At 46.1% G+C, this 14,305-nt stretch carries 21 protein-coding genes and 1 riboswitch (1 of these 22 cut by a window edge); of the genes, 17 read left to right on the forward strand and 4 right to left on the reverse strand.

The genetic code is table 11. The features are described 5' to 3' along the window. Positions 1–16: the end of a Fur family transcriptional regulator gene (locus tag FO446_RS22400; RefSeq protein ID WP_232774645.1), read on the forward strand. It extends 281 nt beyond the left edge of the window; only the last 16 of its 297 coding nucleotides appear in the window; its start codon lies beyond the left edge, outside the window; the stop codon is at positions 14–16. 70 nt (positions 17–86) lie between these two features. On the opposite strand, the gene FO446_RS22405 is transcribed toward FO446_RS22400, so the two are convergent. After that, the gene (locus tag FO446_RS22405) at positions 87–929 is read right to left on the reverse strand and encodes an aldo/keto reductase (protein WP_237899107.1); all 843 of its coding nucleotides are present in this window, start codon (positions 927–929) and stop codon (positions 87–89) included. A gap of 174 nt (positions 930–1,103) precedes the next feature. Here FO446_RS22405 and FO446_RS22410 point away from each other — a divergent pair, with 174 nt between their 5' ends. Continuing rightward, complete coding sequence (locus tag FO446_RS22410; RefSeq protein ID WP_173610230.1) at positions 1,104–1,463, forward strand: winged helix-turn-helix transcriptional regulator; 360 nt, start codon at positions 1,104–1,106, stop codon at positions 1,461–1,463. Positions 1,464–1,538: 75 nt separating this feature from the next. Continuing rightward, positions 1,539–2,483 (forward strand): aldo/keto reductase, encoded by a 945-nt coding sequence (locus FO446_RS22415; RefSeq protein ID WP_232774647.1) that lies wholly within the window; start codon positions 1,539–1,541, stop codon positions 2,481–2,483. Positions 2,484–2,496: 13 nt separating this feature from the next. Here FO446_RS22415 and FO446_RS22420 read toward each other — a convergent pair whose 3' ends face one another. Beyond that, the gene (locus FO446_RS22420) at positions 2,497–3,303 is read right to left on the reverse strand and encodes a serine hydrolase (RefSeq protein ID WP_237899109.1); all 807 of its coding nucleotides are present in this window, start codon (positions 3,301–3,303) and stop codon (positions 2,497–2,499) included. 166 nt (positions 3,304–3,469) lie between these two features. Between FO446_RS22420 and FO446_RS22425 the strand changes: the two genes are divergently transcribed. Then, the gene (locus FO446_RS22425; RefSeq protein ID WP_237899111.1) at positions 3,470–4,585 is read left to right on the forward strand and encodes a GerAB/ArcD/ProY family transporter; all 1,116 of its coding nucleotides are present in this window, start codon (positions 3,470–3,472) and stop codon (positions 4,583–4,585) included. Between the two features lie 20 nt (positions 4,586–4,605). Here FO446_RS22425 and FO446_RS22430 read toward each other — a convergent pair whose 3' ends face one another. Next, positions 4,606–5,286: a copper homeostasis protein CutC gene (locus FO446_RS22430; protein ID WP_173610227.1), complete on the reverse strand. Its 681-nt coding sequence runs from the start codon at positions 5,284–5,286 to the stop codon at positions 4,606–4,608. 18 nt (positions 5,287–5,304) lie between these two features. Then, positions 5,305–6,312 carry an asparaginase gene (locus tag FO446_RS22435; RefSeq protein ID WP_173610226.1) on the reverse strand — a complete coding sequence of 336 codons (1,008 nt, stop codon included), beginning with the start codon at positions 6,310–6,312 and terminating at the stop codon, positions 5,305–5,307. A gap of 172 nt (positions 6,313–6,484) precedes the next feature. Next, positions 6,485–6,528: riboswitch (PreQ1 riboswitch) on the forward strand. Between the two features lie 95 nt (positions 6,529–6,623). Between FO446_RS22435 and queC the strand changes: the two genes are divergently transcribed. From queC to lepB, 13 genes are all read left to right on the forward strand, one after another. After that, positions 6,624–7,292, forward strand: a complete 669-nt coding sequence (queC, locus tag FO446_RS22440; RefSeq protein ID WP_173610257.1) for a 7-cyano-7-deazaguanine synthase QueC — start codon at positions 6,624–6,626, stop codon at positions 7,290–7,292. Next, positions 7,292–7,780 (forward strand): 6-carboxytetrahydropterin synthase QueD, encoded by a 489-nt coding sequence (gene queD / locus FO446_RS22445; protein ID WP_007729718.1) that lies wholly within the window; start codon positions 7,292–7,294, stop codon positions 7,778–7,780. The genes queC and queD overlap by 1 nt, the downstream gene beginning before the upstream one ends. Beyond that, entirely contained in the window at positions 7,777–8,496 is a 720-nt protein-coding gene (gene queE / locus FO446_RS22450) for a 7-carboxy-7-deazaguanine synthase QueE (protein ID WP_173610225.1), read from the forward strand. Before queD ends, queE begins: the two co-directional genes overlap by 4 nt. Before the next feature lie 41 nt (positions 8,497–8,537). Beyond that, positions 8,538–9,035 (forward strand): preQ(1) synthase, encoded by a 498-nt coding sequence (gene queF / locus FO446_RS22455; protein ID WP_007729714.1) that lies wholly within the window; start codon positions 8,538–8,540, stop codon positions 9,033–9,035. 274 nt (positions 9,036–9,309) lie between these two features. Then, complete coding sequence (locus tag FO446_RS22460; protein WP_173610224.1) at positions 9,310–10,134, forward strand: hypothetical protein; 825 nt, start codon at positions 9,310–9,312, stop codon at positions 10,132–10,134. A 122-nt stretch (positions 10,135–10,256) separates the two neighbouring features. After that, entirely contained in the window at positions 10,257–10,460 is a 204-nt protein-coding gene (locus tag FO446_RS22465) for a hypothetical protein (protein ID WP_173610223.1), read from the forward strand. 131 nt (positions 10,461–10,591) lie between these two features. Continuing rightward, on the forward strand, positions 10,592–10,957 hold the full coding sequence (locus tag FO446_RS22470; protein WP_106785620.1) for an HsmA family protein: 366 nt from the start codon (positions 10,592–10,594) through the stop codon (positions 10,955–10,957). A 224-nt stretch (positions 10,958–11,181) separates the two neighbouring features. Next, entirely contained in the window at positions 11,182–11,859 is a 678-nt protein-coding gene (locus tag FO446_RS22475) for a hypothetical protein (protein WP_237899113.1), read from the forward strand. A gap of 139 nt (positions 11,860–11,998) precedes the next feature. After that, positions 11,999–12,355 carry a group I truncated hemoglobin gene (locus tag FO446_RS22480; RefSeq protein ID WP_173610221.1) on the forward strand — a complete coding sequence of 119 codons (357 nt, stop codon included), beginning with the start codon at positions 11,999–12,001 and terminating at the stop codon, positions 12,353–12,355. A gap of 179 nt (positions 12,356–12,534) precedes the next feature. Then, positions 12,535–12,714, forward strand: coding sequence for a hypothetical protein (locus tag FO446_RS22485; RefSeq protein WP_173610220.1), 180 nt, complete (start codon positions 12,535–12,537; stop codon positions 12,712–12,714). 26 nt (positions 12,715–12,740) lie between these two features. Continuing rightward, positions 12,741–13,211 carry a GNAT family N-acetyltransferase gene (locus FO446_RS22490; RefSeq protein WP_173610256.1) on the forward strand — a complete coding sequence of 157 codons (471 nt, stop codon included), beginning with the start codon at positions 12,741–12,743 and terminating at the stop codon, positions 13,209–13,211. A 99-nt stretch (positions 13,212–13,310) separates the two neighbouring features. Further along, positions 13,311–13,598, forward strand: coding sequence for a hypothetical protein (locus FO446_RS22495; protein ID WP_173610219.1), 288 nt, complete (start codon positions 13,311–13,313; stop codon positions 13,596–13,598). Between the two features lie 102 nt (positions 13,599–13,700). Continuing rightward, on the forward strand, positions 13,701–14,264 hold the full coding sequence (lepB, locus tag FO446_RS22500) for a signal peptidase I (protein ID WP_173610218.1): 564 nt from the start codon (positions 13,701–13,703) through the stop codon (positions 14,262–14,264). Positions 14,265–14,305 lie beyond the last annotated feature (41 nt).

Genomic DNA, 14,305 nt, shown 5'->3' on the forward strand with positions numbered 1-14,305 from the left:
GCCAGATGTCATTTGATTCCTATTCCTTTCCCACAACGCAAAAAACTCCTGAAGTCATCAGGAGTTTTTTTGTATGCCGTCAGTTATTAAAAATCAAAGTTATCCGGGTCTGGACCAACTCGGTGATTTTGGTTCAACGCATGAATCATTTCCATGTCCTCTTTCGACAGTTCGAAATCAAATACGGATGCATTCTCGACGATTCGATGCTCTTTGGTCGACTTTGGAATAGTTACGACGCCATTTTGCAAATCCCAGCGAATAATGATTTGGGCAATGGACTTCCCGTATTTTTCTGCAATTCCTTTTAGTACTGGATTCTCCAATAGTTGGCCTTGCATAAGCGGAGACCATGCTTCAAATTGAATCCCTTGATCCTTGCAGAAAGCACGCAGTTCATCTTGGGACAAGCGCGGATGGAATTCCACTTGGTTGACCATCGGCTTAATTTCAGCGTCTTTAAGCAGTTCCTCTAAATGATGAACGTGGAAATTACTTACCCCGATTGCTTTTACCAACCCTTTTTTGTACAGCGCCTCTAATGCTCTCCATGCTTCTTTGAACTTTCCTTCTACCGGCCAGTGAATGAGGTACAAGTCCAAGTATTCCAGTCCGAGTTTTTTCAGGCTTGTCTCATATGCTTGCAACGTGGATTCATACCCCAAATCCGCATTCCATACTTTCGAGGTAACAAAAAGATCTTCTCGAGTGATGCCCGCTTCCTGCAAACCTGCACGGATTCCACGGCCAACACCTTCTTCATTATTATAAATAGCAGCTGTATCGATACTGCGGTAGCCATGCTTGATTGCTGTTTTTACCGCTTGCTCGAGCTCCTGGCCTTCCTCTACTTTAAAAACACCTAGACCCAACCAAGGCATTTTTACTCCGTTGTACAGTGTAGTCGTATCTTGCAAATTTTTAGGCATAACTTGTCTCCTCCATTCTTGGACTCTATGTTAGTATGACTGTTTCCAGTCACCTAATGTGCTTCATGTCGTTTGACAAGTGTTATTATGAGATAGACTAACGAAAAGGAAAAGTACGCACTTTTTTGTGTGATAGGCACTAATAAGTACCTATCATTCAGGGGGAAATCAACAATGAAGAAGAAGTATAACATTTCAGTGGAAGCTACACTTGAGGTCATCGGCGGTAAATGGAAATGCGTTATTTTGTGTCACCTGACTCACGGAAAAAAACGTACAAGTGAATTGAAACGACTAATGCCAGGCATTACGCAGAAGATGCTGACGCAGCAACTTAGAGAGCTTGAAGAGGATGGCATCATCAACCGGATCATTTACAATCAAGTTCCGCCAAAAGTGGAATATGAGCTCAGCGAGTACGGCTGGACCTTGAAAAGTATTCTCGATTCGCTCTGCTTATGGGGCGAAAAGCATATCATTAAGGAATACGGAGACAAGTATGCTGTATTGGAAGAAAGTATCTTAAATCGATAATCGAACGGGAGTAGGTGGAGTGCCTTGGGAGCAATCGAAACGCCTGTCTTGCGAAAATTGGGAAGCTCAGACCTGATGCTTTCTCCTCTCGGCCTCGGCTGCTGGCAGTTCAGCAATGGACACGGAATGGTGGGGAAGTTTTGGCCTGTCATTGGACCTGACGATGTTTTAAAAATTGTGCAGACGAGTTTGCATGGGGGCATTAACTGGTTTGATACGGCAGAAGTATACGGCAAAGGTCAATCAGAACAGATGCTGGCAAAAGCCTTAAACGACGCCGGCCCACTAGCCGATTTCGCTCATATTGCGACGAAATGGTGGCCTGTACTGCGCACCGCCAAAAGCATCGGGAACACAATCGACGAGCGCATTCGTTTGCTCGACAACCGTACCATCCATTTGCATCAAGTCCACCAGCCCTACTCCTTGTCCTCGGTTGCAAGCGAAATGAATGAAATGGCCAAGCTCGTCAAGCAAGGCAAGATTCAGAACGTGGGCGTCAGTAATTTTTCCGCCAAAAGCATGCGAGAAGCCGATCGCGTATTGCGCGAGCATGGTCTGCGTCTCATCTCCAATCAAGTGAAATACAGCCTGCTGGACAGACGAATCGAACAAAACGGGATTCTGGATACAGCAAAAGAGTTGGGTATTGCAATTATCGCGTATTCTCCGCTTGAGCAAGGGATTCTAAGCGGCAAGTTTCATAAAAATCCTGCCCTTGTCCAGTCCATTACAGGACCCCGAAAATGGACAGCCCCCTTTCGTTCCACCGGACTCAAAAAATCCCAGCCGCTTATCACGGTCTTGGAGGAGCTTGCACGCAAATACGATGCATCCGCTACACAAATTGCTTTGAACTGGTTGATCCACGCTCATGACGAAACGGTCTTTGCGATTCCAGGCGCGTCCAAAGTCCATCATGCAAAGGAAAATGTCAAAGCCATGCGATTTTCTTTGACCTCGTCAGAATTGCAAGAGATCGATGAGGTTTCCAAACAAGTTCTGTCCTTCAACAAGTAAAAAAGCTGCCGATCTAATCGACAGCCAAAATGGTGTAGTCATACACAGCTCTTCCCAGTAATCCTAGTGTGTTCAGAGCGGATTGAGCGGTTACATCTTTGGATAAGGCCGTAATGGAAAAGCAGCGATTGTTCGTATACAGCAAGCCTACATCATGCTGTCTTCCGGTATCCCAGCCCGATTTACACGGCATTTCCCATGCAGGATAATTGGATTCTTCCTCATTTGGCAATTGGGACGGCAGACCATTACGGACTTGCTGCTTTTTCATAATGGCAATCATCTCTTTGCAGGCACGCTGAGACAGATAACTACCCGTTGCCAAATGACCTAGCATACTCGCAACATCCCCAGCGGTTATCTTATTGTTTTCTGTGATATCAAGTGGATAAATCATAAGTTTTCGTGAATAGCAGCTTTGGCGCATGTCCAAATCAATCATGGTCTGATCAATCTGCGCTTTTCCTACTAAATTAATCAGCATGTTTGTCGCCGTATTGTCGCTCTGAATAATCATGAGGGTCACCAAGTCGCGAATCGAAAGCTTCAAGCCTGGAGATAGCGCGTACAACACCCCTGATCCCCCCACCAGATCCTCTTGGCGTAAAACAAGCTGATCATCCAATTGAAAATGCCCCTGCTCACTTGCTGCGTAAACGGCAGCCATGATCGGCACTTTAATGACACTCTCCGCAATAAACAGCTCGTCCGGTGCATATTCAAAACGGATTCCTTTAGCTGAACCCTGTTCCTCCACAACGACGCCCCAAGTACCCTCCGCTTGTCTGATAATGGCCGACAACCTTTTTTCCAGCTCCACAGCTTTTCTTCCCTTCTCCCGTTGCTCGTAGTTTCTTGACGCTTCCTTATTATCATACTATTGCGAAAACAATTCAAACAAGAGACGGTACCAGCTTACGGTTCGTTTATCCATCCTGAACTTGGAAATAATACGTAAGATAAACCTACGGACAAGGTGAGGCATCATGCAGAACTCCGATAAGATTGGCAGCCGTCAATTTGTCATTCTCGTCACATTCATCACCATAGGCGACTCCATCTTGATCTTGCCTTCCGTACCTGCGACTGAAGCGAGTCACGATGGATGGCTATCAGGATTGATCGGCATGGTGCTGGGGCTGGCCATCGTATACTTGTTTTGTGTAGTCGGTCGCATCTACCCCGAACAAACGCTAATTGAAAAGAACAAGCTCATATTTGGACGGTGGATCGGCGCGTTCTTTTCTCTCTTCTTTTTGGGAGCTATATTAATAAACGGCGCTGTCTATATACGGACGATCGGAGAATTCATGACCACACACATAATGAAAGCAACACCCATCCACGCTGTCATGTTTTTACTCGTTGCCTGCGCCATATACGCCGTTCGATTAGGTCTTGAAGCTTTTGCGCGTACCAGCGAAATCTTTTTCCTCTGGTTTGTCCTTACGTTCGTTACATTTTTTCTTTTGTTAAGCCCTCAGTTTCAATTCGAGAATCTTTTCCCCTTCTTGGAAAATGGCTTTAAGCCCGTTATAAGAGGTGTATTATCCGTGACCGCTTTTCCCTTCTCGGAGCTGGTTATTATCCTCATGATTACTCCACTCCTGGATGCAAAGCAAAAGCTCACGTCTGCTTTTTTGCGAGGAGCTATATACGGTGGAGTTTGTCTGCTTGCCGTCATCTTCTTATCACTATTGGTACTCGGCCCGGAATTGGTTTCTCGTGAGACTTTTCCGAGCTACTCCCTCGCCAAACGAGTCCAAGTAGGAGAGTTCTTTCAAAGGCAGGAAGCGATGATGGCTCTCATGTGGTGGTTTGTCTCCATTTATTTCAAAGTCGTACTGTATATGTATGGTTTCTGTGTAGGTATAAAGCAGCTTCTCCATTTAAAGGAGCATCAGCCGCTCACCTTGCCCATATGCATCTTATTTGTCGCCATCGCGATTATCGTCGTTCCAAACGAAGCTTTTTTATACGAAACGTATACGTACTGGCCGTTCTTTGATTTAACAATAGGGTTCTTGTATCCGCTGATTCTCCTCGTCGGTTACTGGATACGAAAGCAAATGAACAACAAGCCGACTCCCCTCCAGAAGTAAGGTGTCGGCTTGTTTTATGCTTACAGTAGTTGTTTGATGGCTGCCACCCGCTCTGCATCGACGTATCGGAGAGCCTGTCCTTCTTCTCGTACTGCCGATCCAAAATGAACCTCTTTGACACCCGTACGTTTCACGAGGTCTCCCACGTTAGCCAGCGACAATCCGCTTCCTGCCAAAATCGTGAGCTGTGTGTTCTCTGTCAGCTTGACGAGCTGCTCGATGCAATCAGCTCCCTCAACAGCCGTTTTTTTGCCCCCAGAAGTAAGAATGGTACGGACCTGGGGATATTCCATGAGAATACGCGCTGCTTCCATTTGATCCACCGCATCATCAAACGCACGATGGAACGTCACATTCAACGCACCTGACTCTCCAAGCAACAGCTCCAACCCCCGCTGATCGAGCTTATTTTCTGGAGTCAGCATGCCGAATACGACACCTGTAGCGCCAAGTTCACGGATGATACGTACATCCTGTCGCATGACCGCAAGTTCTTCTGCTGTATAGCAAAACGATTGGCTATGCGGTCGTACCATGACGTTTACCGGGATAGAAACCGCCTTGACCACTGCCTCAATCAATCCCCAGCTCGGAGTAATACCTCCCTCCAAGATTCCCGAGATGAGCTCCAATCTGTCAGCCCCGCCTTGCTCTGCACGCTTTGCATCCTCAACTGAAGTCGCAATCACTTCCACTAGCATGATTCTTCGCCTCCGTTTTTAGCATTTGTTCAAAACAAAAACTGGTCGTTTCTCCCCAACCACCAACTGATTGTCGTTTTTAATGGCTTTTGGAGCCAGCGCATGCAGTCGGTCGATGGTTTCCAGATTTTCATACTGAATCTGCTCCAAGATCGATGCGATAATAAGCGGCCATACTAATTCAGAGCCATTCAGTACCTTAAGCGAGAAGCTGAGTCTCTCTTTTTTCAAAGCAAAGCCGTATACGCCCATCGCTCCGCCTTTGGCGATTATATTTTCATCCATTAAAAGCGCTGTACAGACGAAGTTGTGACTGGCTATGATCTCGGGACTGCTAGTCATCCAGCCCGTGACTCTCTCTACTGCCTCACGCGTCTCGTGATCCTCGATCAGATCCGGGCACGCCAGCTTTAGATATGCGATCGCCAGGTTCTTGAGCGGCAGCGCAAAAACCGGGAAGCCACAGCCGTCGACGCTTAGCTGAACCTGCTCTTTTGAATAGTCAGCCAGGTCGGCAAACACCTTCAATGCCTCCTGTTGCGCTGGATGCTCTGCCTTGAAGTAATCATGAGTGGAATATCCTTGATCCTTCGACAATGCCAAGTACCCCAAATGCTTTCCCGCACAGTTATGAAAGAGCCTACGCTTTTCTATGCCTTGGGACAAGCAAGCAGACTTCGGCTCCTCGTTGAGCGGATATGTCGGGCAAGTTAGCAATTCGTCTTCCTGAATGCCGGTCTTTCGTAAAATCGACTCCAAGCCTTCCATATGATAGACTTCACCACGATGTGAGGCCGCAAAGAGTGCTGCTTCGCTGTTATTCAGTCCGAATTTTTCATCAATTTTACGTTTGGCGATGGGAATGGCTTGAAAGGGCTTAGCTGCTGAGCGCAATAAGGTGATATGATTCACGTCGCCCGCCCGATAAGCCACCTCTCCTTTTTCATTCACGCCACACACGATGCCGTTATGTACGTTCTCCAGAATGCCACCGCGATATTCTTCCACTAATGGGACGTCTCTCATCAAAATTACCCGCTCCACTCCATGTTGATCGATTATGAAAAAAACACTAGCAGTAGCACCCTCCATCCGTCAATCTTTTTCCAAGCGATAATCCCCCACTTCGGCGCTGATTGTTGTATAATGTCTCAAGGCGCCCACTTGGGCTGCACAAATAAGAAATCCGTGCATCTGCACGGGAGAGGTTCGCGAACTCCCTCTATAAAAAACTAAGCCGGATAACAGTACCTTTCTTTGGTATTGTTATTGTTTTTTTGCAGGAAAGTTCAAGAACTCTCTTTCTTCGATACTTCAAAAGGAGATGGAGAGCAATGATGAAAAAGGAAAAAGCCGTTGTCGTCTTTAGCGGAGGTCAGGACAGCACTACCTGCCTGTTTTGGGCGAAAGAGCAATTCGGCGAAGTAGAAACCCTCACGTTTGACTACGGGCAGCGACACAAGCTGGAGATCGAGTGCGCCCAGCAAATTGCCGCAGAACTCGGCGTCAAAAACTCCGTATTGGACATGAGCCTGTTAAACCAGCTCGCGCCCAATGCACTCACCCGCACAGATATTGACATTACCCAGGAAGAAGGCCAATTGCCATCCACGTTCGTTGACGGACGCAACTTGTTGTTCCTTTCCTTTGCGGGCGTTTTCGCCAAGCAACGAGGAGCACGTCACTTGATTACCGGTGTATGCGAAACGGATTTTAGCGGTTATCCCGACTGCCGTGACGCCTTTATCAAATCACTCAATGTGACATTGAATTTGTCGATGGACTATCCGTTTGTGATTCATACGCCGCTGATGTGGCTGAACAAAGCACAAACGTGGAAACTGGCGGACGATCTGGGTGCCTTCTCTTATATTCGCGAAAATACCCTCACCTGCTATAACGGCATCAAAGGAGACGGCTGCGGCGAATGCCCTGCCTGCCACCTGCGAAAAGCCGGACTAGACACGTATCTTTCCGAGAAAAATCAACCTGGAGAACAAGCCTGATGAGCGCGAACTTTGATTTTCGTATCGTCGATCGCATGCAGGCACTGGGTACCCATATTCAAAAATCACAGCTTCGCTACCATAATAAACGCGTTTTGGTAAGCAAGGAATTTACTTTTGACGCTGCACATCATCTGCACGCCTATGAAGGAAAGTGTAAAAATCTCCACGGCCATACGTACACGGTCGTCTTCGGCATTAGCGGTTTTCCGGATGAGATTGGACTCGTGATCGACTTCGGTGACATCAAGCAAATCTGGAAAGAGCACATCGAAATCTATTTGGATCACCGCTATCTGAATGAAATGCTCCCACCGATGAATACCACTGCCGAAAACATGGTCGTGTGGATTTTTGAAGAGATGGAAAAGCAATTGCAGTCAGATGCCTACCGCGACCGCTACAATGGCGCTCGTGTGGAGTTCGTTCGCCTGTTTGAGACACCGACCAGCTATGCTGAGGCAAGACGGGAGTGGATGACGGAATGATCCCGGTCTTGGAAATATTCGGCCCTACGATTCAGGGCGAAGGAATGGTTATCGGACAAAAAACGATGTTTGTGCGAACAGCTGGCTGTGACTATCGTTGCAACTGGTGCGACTCCGCTTTTACATGGGATGGATCTGCCCGTGATGAAATCAGGCAAATGACGCCCGAGGCGATCTGGGAGGAGCTCACTCGCTTAGGCGGGGACCGTTTTTCTCATGTCACGATCTCCGGGGGAAATCCTGCGCTTTTGGCTGGCATTGGCGACTTAATTGCCCTGTTGAAGGAGCATGGCATTCGCACAGCAGTCGAAACACAAGGCAGCAAGTGGCAAGCATGGCTTCCACAGATTGACGACATTACAATTTCACCGAAGCCGCCAAGTTCCGGGATGGAAACAGATTTTCAAGCGCTTGATCGAATTGTACACGAGCTTTTGGAACAAAAACATCCAGGACTTAGCCTGAAAGTGGTTGTTTTCGACGACGCCGACTTTGCCTATGCACGCACCATCCATCAGCGTTTTCCAGAGGTTCCTTTCTACTTACAGCCAGGAAACAGTGATCTGTCTGACGCTGATACACCTCGGCTTCGGGATAAGCTTTTGGAGAGCTTTGAATGGCTGATCGATCAAGCGATGGCGACACCTGACATGAATGACGCGAAGGTTCTGCCCCAACTACATGCGCTTGTCTGGGGCAATAAACGAGGCGTTTAAACGATATTTTACTCTCATGGAAGAAAAGAGGATGTACTCATATGGCACATCAACAAGAACGCGATTTATCCTCCCTCACTCTTTTGGGGAATCAAGGCACAACATACAACTACTCCTATGACCCGAGCGTATTGGAGTCTTTTGACAACAAGCATCCGTACCGCGATTATTTCGTAAAGTTCAACTGCCCGGAATTCACCAGCCTGTGCCCGATTACCGGACAACCAGACTTTGCGACAATCTATATCAGCTACATTCCTGACATCAAAATGGTAGAGAGCAAATCGCTCAAGCTGTACCTTTTCAGCTTCCGCAATCACGGTGATTTTCACGAGGATTGCGTCAACGTCATCATGAACGACTTGATCAAGCTGATGGACCCGCGCTACATCGAGGTATGGGGCAAGTTCACTCCGCGCGGCGGCATCTCGATCGATCCGTATTGCAACTACGGGAAACCGGGGACGAAGTACGAGGAGATGGCGAGCCATCGGATGATGAATCATGATATGTATCCGGAGAAAGTCGACAATCGGTAGAGCGAATAGACTATGAAAAAGGAAAAGCCCTTATTTATTAAGGGTTTTTCTTATTTTTTCTTCGGATTCAAAGTAGTTACTTCCTCAACCAATTCGTAAAAAAGACTTGCTTTTAACCAAACAGGTGTTGTGTAAAAGAATGGTCCCTCCGCGGTATTTTCAAATCCGCAAATATAATGTCGGTCTGACTCGGTATCGTGTTCCTCCTTTATGGTAACGATACATTTTAGCTGATTGATAATAGGAGGAGATTCATACGACTGAGAAACATCGCATGTCCGTTAATGGCCTGCCTCCGAATGCGCATATTTCATTTCGTGAAAATGTGACGCAAACCGAACTACGTCAGGCCGCTGAGCGCTCTATTGCCACACTCATCGCAAGCTTCGAAAAGAAAATTGAACAAACCCTTGCCACTGATACATCGAAGTCGAAAGTACAGACAAGTGTCTATGCACAAGGTGATCGATCTAACCTACAGTCTATAGACCTGAACATTCCTGATACTGCCCACATTCGGACGCTGGCTATTGTCCCCCCTTTTGATTTCACATGGAGCTGGTTTCTCCCAGATGGAAGTCCTCCCACTTTCCAGAACCTCAATAACGAAACAGGTGAAGTCGGTTTAATCGCCAGATCAGGAGCTGTATCAGGAGAAGGTGGAATGGGTGCCCCAGGCTTCATAGCGGCACATGCGGGTTTTGGCATAATGCTCTCCACAGATCGCGAAGTGACCGCAACTGGATACGCCTCTCGACGTTTTGTGCCCAAGTGGCACCTGTCTAGCATTGAATCTGCGGATAGTGTTATGGTTGAGGCAGGCACAGAGCTGACCGTACTGAAGGACGGGCAACTGGTCAACAGTGCGAGTGGGAAGCTGTTCAGCGAAAGTGTACATGGAAACGGTGGCGGTCGTTACGAATCATCCGGTTACGTTGATGTGACCAATCCACCAAGCCTCAGCTTCGCAATGTCTCCCGGGCACCAGTACACCTTTAACGTTGGCATTTGGGTATTCTCGAATAAATCGGGTAGCCAACACGCTTTTGCGGAATCATGGTTAAGTGGAGCAGTGCTCTCGATGAGCGTCGTACGATGAGTACACCAGAACCCTTATTGTAAATAAGGGTTTTTTCCTTTTCCAATTGGAAATCAAAGTCTTGATCGTTGGTGTGATTCTACTCCTTCTGCTACGTTTTAGTGCGGAAGGAGGTGATTACCATGACCAAGCATCTGTATTTCTATGCAAGTTTCGAAGATGCGGCACGACTCAATCGGGAGTTGATTCAGCTCGGCTACAGGAATTACTATCTGGAGCCACATGAACATCTGGTTGCTTTTGTTTTTGAACCAGTGACCGACGTGAGTCATGCGATCTTGAGACACTTGTTTCATGCAGATGGTCCATCGCACCTAGACAACTAGCTTTGCAGTACTGGTGCTCCTCATGTGAGGGGCATCGGTACCTCCATCTACACGGTCGTTCATCTTATGTTCATGTTCAACGATTACACTTACAAGCGTAGTCAAAAGAAATGAACAGGAGATGATCTTACTTGTTAGCAGCAGCCGTGATTTTTATAAATCTTGCTCTCATTGCCTATACGATTGGGGTATGGAGCGAAAAACGTTCAGGAGAGCTAAAGAGGAAACACCTTATCTTTTTTGGTCTTGGCTTGGCATTTGATACTATCGGAACTACGTTTATGAAATTACTTGCTGACAACTCCAGTTTAAATTTGCATGGCATTACTGGGCTGATCGCTCTGATCTTGATGTTTCTCCATACAGTGTGGGCCTGTGTCGTCCTATGGAAAAAGAATGGACATCAAATCAAGCAGTTCCATAAATTTAGCTTGATCGTATGGATTTTATGGCTTGTACCTTATTCCATTGGCGTCGCTTTAAGCTTTATGAAATAGGATCCCACCTTACCTTAACCCTCTCAACCGATGAGAGGGTCATTTGCTTTTCTCGCGGCTGTTCAACCTATCGTCAACTTTGCCTAGCATTCGACAATATCTCCTAAAGTAATCAGAACAATAATCGTATAAAATGTAATAAATTAGTATTTTTAGAAATATACAACTTTCGACTGACTCGATGATCGTTTCCAAACAACTTTTATCATGAAAGGTTGATGCTCATGTTTAAAAAAACACTTATTATCCTGTCATTAAGTTCAGTCGTCGTTGTACCCTCTCTAGCCACACAAGTCCAAGCGGCAGCGCTCCCTACACAGGAAAAGGCAACCACCTACGCTTCCAATAAAAAAATCAGAAATGCCATGTCTGGTGAAGAAATCTGGGTATCACTTACCTCACCTATTCCAGCCGGATGGGTTATCGTTAGAACTTTAGGAACGCAGAACCTGATCAGGAATGTGAACGGTGCTTCTTATGGCACGGAGGTAGAGGTGCTGCTAGCTTCGCCCATCCCAACCGGATGGGTCATGGTTCGAGCCTTTAGAGGATCGAATGTAATCAAGAATATGAACGGTGCTTCTTATGGCACGGAGGTAGAGGTGATGCTCGCCTCGCCTATTCCTGAAGGATGGGTCATGGTTCGAGCCTTTGGAGGATCGAATGTAATCAGAAATGTTGATGGTGCTTCGTACGGCACAGAGGTAGAAGTAATGCTCGCTTCTCCTATCCCAAAAGGATGGATCATGGTTCGAACCTATGGGGGATCGAATGTGATCAGAAATGTCAATGGTGCTCCTAACGGAACACAGATTGAGGTAATACAAGCCTCGCCTATTCCTGAAGGATGGATCATTGTCAGTTCAGGTGGAAATTCGAAAGTGATCAGGAAAGTTGGCTAAAACAAAGCCCACATAGCACGCATCTAGTCCGCAGGCTGACGTCGAAACGCAATCGGCATCAGCTTGCGGGCTTTTCTTTAATAGGTTTCCAACAATGGAGGAATATATAAGAGAAGCAAACGTCCTAAGGAGGCCAATAATGAGCACGTTTTACGAGAAATATGGTGGCGAAGATACGGTCGCGAAAGTAGTGGACTACTTTTATGATTTAGTTTTAGCTGATGACACCGTGAACCACTTTTTCAAAAACACCGATATGGAAAAACAGCGTAAACACCAAACAAAGTTCATCAGCTATGCCCTTGGTGGTCCGAATCAATATTCTGGCCAGTCCATGGCAAAGGCTCACGAAGGAATGAATCTGCAACCCGTTCATTTTGATGCTATCGTTGGGCATCTGCGTGAGGCCTTGACTCACTTTGGTGTAAGCGAAGAAGATATTGCCGATGCTCTCGGCAAAGTAGGATCACTACGGGATGATATTTTGTATAAATAACCGCGTATCAAAGCGCCTGATGCAATGGTTCAGGGACCCCCTTCCGTTCCCGGATCAGTTCCTCTCAGTGGCCCTCGTTTTCGAGTGGCCATTTTTAGTTTGTTCATACACATTTTGTAAAACTCTTAGCAACTCTATATAATAGGAGCAATATTTCAACAATGGAGGCAGATTCGCAAATGGAAGATCAATATTTTGTTGGTTGGGGTACATTGGCCCTCATCAACGCTGGACTAGCTCAAGGAAAAAACCGTAGCGGTCTTAACTGGTTTTTTCTCTCTTTATTTATTGGCCCTATCGCAACGTTAATCATTGTAGTCTGGGAAAAACTGCCTGAGCAGAAAGACTTGTCTCAGTGAGGCATATTGATAAGGAGGCAATCATGTTGCAAATTCGAAATGTGCAAGAGCAAGACTACCTCAAAGTTATTACGGTCCTCAACGATTGGTGGGGTGGGCGACAAATGTCTGATATGTTACCCAAGCTGTTTTTTATCCATTTCCAGTCAACGAGCTTTATTGTTGAAGAGAATGGAGAAGTCATCGCTTTCCTCATTGGCTTCTTGTCCCAGACGTTGCCCGGCGAAGCTTACATTCACTTCGTTGGGGTACATCCGGACAAACGAAAGGATGGATGGGGCCGCGAATTATACCATCATTTCTTTCAAACCGTAAAACAAAAAGGATGCGATACGATTCGATGTATTACTTCTCCTGTTAATAAAGGCTCAATCTCCTTCCACACGAAGCTAGGTTTTGCCGTTGAAAAAGGGGATAAAATGGTGGATGGAATCCATGTGACTTCTAATTATGATGGAAAAGGAAACGACCGGGTTATTTTTGTAAAACAGATTTAAACTTACAGCCGTCTACTATTGGCTGATATTTGAGATTTTGAAACGTTTCGTCCCTTTACACGTAATTACAGTTAAAATATCCCAAAAGTAGGTAGTTACATGCTCAGAGCACTTGGTTTTGGCGTTGCTTTGCAGATTCTCTGTATGATCATAGCGATAACGACTGGGAACATCGATCAAGCTGGCAATTATGCTGAGTATCTTGCGTTTGGTCTCCTTACACTGGCTGGATTAATGGTCTATAACGCCCTTAGCAGTCCCTCAGCCTATTACAAAGAACATGAAGTGCAAGATTATAAAAGCAGATGGAAATGGACCTTTTATTTCCTGCTCGCCTCTGTTCCCAGTGGCATTTTTGCTGTCATCTTTTTCAGCTTTTTTGCTTAATTCCTTTTGTTTCACAAGCTTCTCTCTTCAATTACGTAACCAAAAAGCACCGTTTCACGTACTAACCAATAGCCACACCAAAGTAATCTTTCACGTGGAAGGATGCGGTCTGATTTGAAAAGCGCAAAAGAAATATGGGGCTGGACCAAAACATTGGGTATCTCCCTTTCACTCGCGATGCTAGTTAACATATTTGTCCTCCAACCTTTTAAAGTGAATGGACAATCGATGGAGCCTACACTGCAAAACGACGAACGCATCTACGTGTCGAAATTGTCCCACACATTCTCTTATCTCCCTGAGTACAACGACATTGTCGTGATCGACAGTCGTGTAAACCGAGATCGTACGTTAAAAGATGACGTTCTTGAAAATCCTCTGCTCATGCTCGCCATGGGGAAAAGCGAAGCCAAAACATTCTGGGTAAAAAGGGTCATCGGCAAACCTGGTGATACTTTGGAGTTTAAGAACGAGAGCCTATATCGGAATGGACAGCCGTTAAACGAGCCGTACATAAAAGAAAAAATGGTCGATGTACCTGATGCCAAAATCGTCATACCAGAAAACCATGTGTTTGTGATGGGAGATAATCGTAACAATAGCGATGATAGTAGAGTCATTGGCGTGATCCCACTCGATCATATCATGGGAAAAAAACTGTTCTAATCAGACGAGAGCCTTTTTCAATGAGGAAGGCTCTCGTTCTT

Source organism: Brevibacillus brevis (assembly GCF_022026395.1).
GTDB lineage: Bacteria > Bacillota > Bacilli > Brevibacillales > Brevibacillaceae > Brevibacillus.

Excerpts from the sequence above, each read along its gene's own strand:
- FO446_RS22460 (WP_173610224.1), top strand. The coding sequence starts at position 9,310 with ATGTCCGTTAATGGCCTGCCTCCGAATGCGCATATTTCATTTCGTGAA.
- queE (WP_173610225.1), top strand. The coding sequence starts at position 7,777 with ATGATCCCGGTCTTGGAAATATTCGGCCCTACGATTCAGGGCGAAGGA.
- FO446_RS22465 (WP_173610223.1), top strand. The coding sequence starts at position 10,257 with ATGACCAAGCATCTGTATTTCTATGCAAGTTTCGAAGATGCGGCACGA.
- FO446_RS22435 (WP_173610226.1), bottom strand. The coding sequence starts at position 6,312 with ATGAGAGACGTCCCATTAGTGGAAGAATATCGCGGTGGCATTCTGGAG.
- FO446_RS22410 (WP_173610230.1), top strand. The coding sequence starts at position 1,104 with ATGAAGAAGAAGTATAACATTTCAGTGGAAGCTACACTTGAGGTCATC.
- queF (WP_007729714.1), top strand. The coding sequence starts at position 8,538 with ATGGCACATCAACAAGAACGCGATTTATCCTCCCTCACTCTTTTGGGG.
- FO446_RS22485 (WP_173610220.1), top strand. The coding sequence starts at position 12,535 with ATGGAAGATCAATATTTTGTTGGTTGGGGTACATTGGCCCTCATCAAC.
- queD (WP_007729718.1), top strand. The coding sequence starts at position 7,292 with ATGAGCGCGAACTTTGATTTTCGTATCGTCGATCGCATGCAGGCACTG.
- FO446_RS22475 (WP_237899113.1), top strand. The coding sequence starts at position 11,182 with ATGTTTAAAAAAACACTTATTATCCTGTCATTAAGTTCAGTCGTCGTT.
- FO446_RS22425 (WP_237899111.1), top strand. The coding sequence starts at position 3,470 with ATGCAGAACTCCGATAAGATTGGCAGCCGTCAATTTGTCATTCTCGTC.
- FO446_RS22430 (WP_173610227.1), bottom strand. The coding sequence starts at position 5,286 with ATGCTAGTGGAAGTGATTGCGACTTCAGTTGAGGATGCAAAGCGTGCA.
- FO446_RS22415 (WP_232774647.1), top strand. The coding sequence starts at position 1,539 with ATGCTTTCTCCTCTCGGCCTCGGCTGCTGGCAGTTCAGCAATGGACAC.
- FO446_RS22495 (WP_173610219.1), top strand. The coding sequence starts at position 13,311 with ATGCTCAGAGCACTTGGTTTTGGCGTTGCTTTGCAGATTCTCTGTATG.
- lepB (WP_173610218.1), top strand. The coding sequence starts at position 13,701 with ATGCGGTCTGATTTGAAAAGCGCAAAAGAAATATGGGGCTGGACCAAA.
- queC (WP_173610257.1), top strand. The coding sequence starts at position 6,624 with ATGAAAAAGGAAAAAGCCGTTGTCGTCTTTAGCGGAGGTCAGGACAGC.
- FO446_RS22480 (WP_173610221.1), top strand. The coding sequence starts at position 11,999 with ATGAGCACGTTTTACGAGAAATATGGTGGCGAAGATACGGTCGCGAAA.
- FO446_RS22405 (WP_237899107.1), bottom strand. The coding sequence starts at position 929 with ATGCCTAAAAATTTGCAAGATACGACTACACTGTACAACGGAGTAAAA.